Here is a 2,597-nt window from a genome sequence, read left to right as displayed (position 1 = left end):
CACGTTTTGATGCGCTGTGGCGGCACCGTCATCGGCGTACCGCTCTGGGGCTGGTAGGGGTAACGTCGTGCCCGGTACGGAGACCGTCGGCCATTTTGGATCCGTTCGGAGAGTCGGTCAGCAGCCCGGCCAGCGGGACGGCGTTGGGCACGATGTCGGGCACCGGCACGCCGGTCAGCTGTGCGCGGACCTGCTCGCGGTAGCCAACGGAGTTGTAGGCGCAGAACGGGATAAGCCGCCCGTCCGGGGTGATCTGCTGCACGCAGCATTTCATCAGCTGTTTGACGTTGAGGGTGAACGGATCCTGAAAGTCTTGAATCACGATCGCGAACACCCGGTCGGTGAGATGCGTCAGCGCTTCGGGCAGGTTGATCCCGCAGGCGTCGGCGCAGTCCAGGGCACGGACAGCCTTCTGGAGCTGTTCGGTGGTGGGGCCGCTGCCCATCACCGCCGACGCCGACCACAGCTTCTCCAACGCCTCGCGGATCGCCAGGTCGGGAATGACCCGGTTGGAGACGTAGTCCAGGTAGTCTTCGACGTCGAGCAGTCGCGGGATCGGGACCACGTGCTCGCCGTCGGTGAGCAGGTAGGTGATCGATCGGCAGCTGGGGAAGCAGCACGGCACCGGGAAGAAATCGCTCGGCTTAAACCACTGCGGCAACTGCGCGGCGATGCCACCGATGATGTCGGAGTTGGTCAGCCGGGTCAGCGGGTCGAACTCGATGTGCCGGCCCGCGTGCGTGACAGGCTGAAACACCACCGATTGCACCGCGGGGTGCGCCAGTCCGTGTCGAATGATCGGGCCCAGTTCGTGCTCGTTGACGTCGCGTTCCACCGCGGCGACCAGGCTGACGGTCAGGCCCACCTCGGTGCAGTTGTCCAGCGCCCGGGCTTTGACGTCTCGCAAATCGCGGCCCCGGATCTGGCGATGCGTAGTTTCCTCGATGCCGTCGAACTGCAGGTAGATGTGCACTGGGCGGCCGGGGCGGTTGCGGTCGGCGAGGTCGGCGACAAACCGCCGGTCAGACGCCAGCCGGATGCCGTTGGTGTTGACGATGACGGTTTTGACCGGGCGGGCTTGGGCGGCGTCGACGAAGTCGAGGAGCTGTTTGTGGATGGTCGGCTCGCCGCCGGAGAACATCACCACTTCGGGTTCGCCCTCGGCGGCCACCAAGGCGTCGAGCATGTGGTCACACTGCGCTGTGGTGATGGCGTATCCGTTGGGCTGGTGACCGGAGTCGGCGAAACAGATCGGGCAGTCCAGGTTGCAGTGCGTGTTGACCTCGATCAATCCCAGACAGGCGTGCTGTTTGTGGTCCGGGCACAATCCGCAGTCGCTGGGGCAGCCGTCGCGAATCGCGGTCTGGAATTGCAGCGGGATGGTGCCCGGCTTGTTGAACCGCGCCGAGTCCATGTACATTTCGGCGTCCCCGTACACCAGGGCCTCGAATTCGCCGTGGTCGCAGCAGCGTTTGCGCAGATAGACCTTGCCGTCGCGGATGTTGACCTGCGCGTCGACGACCACCTTGCACACCGGGCAGATGCTTTTGGTGTACTCGACGAACACCTCGTTGAGATCTCGCTTCACGGTCGTCACCGATGCTCTCCTGTCAGCCGCGCACCTCAGAGATTCCAACACTGTGCGTCTCGTGCGCGATGCGCGAGTGTCAGCAGCCGGACAGTTCGCCGTGGCGGGCGTGGTGGGCGGTACTGTCTGCGCCATGACAGTCCACCCGTTTAGCGCACCACCGCAAGAGTGCAATGGGGGTAGTCACACCTGTGAGGAGGACTGCACAATGATCCGCGCCGTATGGAACGGGACCGTGCTCGCGGAGGCGCGGCGAACCGTCCGGCTGGAGGGCAATCACTACTTTCCGCCCGAGTCGCTGCACCTCGAGCATTTCATTGACAGCCCGACCAAATCCATCTGCCCGTGGAAGGGCCTGGCTCGCTACTACGGCGTCACCGCCAACGGGGAGGTGAACCCGGACGCCGCCTGGTACTACCCACGCCCCAGTCCATTGGCGCGCCGGATCAAAAACCACGTTGCGTTCTGGAACGGTGTGACCGTCGAAGGCGAACCCGAGGGTGTATCGCAAGGGTTTCGCACACCGCGTGATCGACTGGCTGGGCAGCAACATGTCGCGATGCGACAGCAGAACGTGAAGCGGACAGTAACTGAGGATCTCGCCCGGAAACGCCGCTCGACAACGAACAACGCGCTGCCGATATGGCGCATCGGCATCACCGGTGGGCTGGTCGGTATCCTCTGCTGTGCTGGCCCAACCGTGCTGGCGCTCTTCGGAATCATCAGCGCTACAACGGCATTGGCGTGGACCAACAACCTTTACGGTAATTACGCGTGGTGGTTCCGCCTGGGCGGGCTGGGTGTGCTGGTGCTGCTTGCCTGGAACACGTTGCGGCGACGCGATCAGTGCAGCATCGCCGGTATCCGGCGACTGCGGTGGCGACTGGCCACGGTGCTCGCGATCGCGATCGGAACTTATGGTGCGTTATACGCGCTGACGACCTGGCTCGAAAGGTTCGCATAATTCGCGGTTCGTCACGGTGCCACGTCCCCGACATTCACCGACGAG

At 64.0% G+C, this 2,597-nt stretch carries 2 protein-coding genes and 1 pseudogene; 2 read left to right on the top strand and 1 reads right to left on the bottom strand.

Features of this window, described 5'->3' with window-relative positions; all coding sequences use genetic code 11:
* Positions 1–28: 28 nt before the first annotated feature.
* On the bottom strand, positions 29–1,597 hold the full coding sequence (locus AC2VON_RS16610) for a radical SAM protein (RefSeq protein WP_486953928.1): 1,569 nt from the start codon (positions 1,595–1,597) through the stop codon (positions 29–31).
* A gap of 199 nt (positions 1,598–1,796) precedes the next feature.
* Between AC2VON_RS16610 and AC2VON_RS16605 the strand changes: the two are divergent.
* Both AC2VON_RS16605 and AC2VON_RS16600 read left to right on the top strand, forming a co-directional pair.
* A pseudogene (locus AC2VON_RS16605) lies at positions 1,797–2,166 on the top strand (DUF427 domain-containing protein).
* On the top strand, positions 2,163–2,552 hold the full coding sequence (locus AC2VON_RS16600) for a hypothetical protein (RefSeq protein WP_486953929.1): 390 nt from the start codon (positions 2,163–2,165) through the stop codon (positions 2,550–2,552). Before AC2VON_RS16605 ends, AC2VON_RS16600 begins: the two are co-directional and overlap by 4 nt.
* Positions 2,553–2,597: the final 45 nt, after the last annotated feature.

This window comes from Mycobacterium sp. TH-M82 (genome assembly GCF_057473605.1).
The sequence above is the reverse complement of the archived record's forward strand: the minus strand, read 5'-3'. Positions and strand labels throughout refer to the sequence as shown.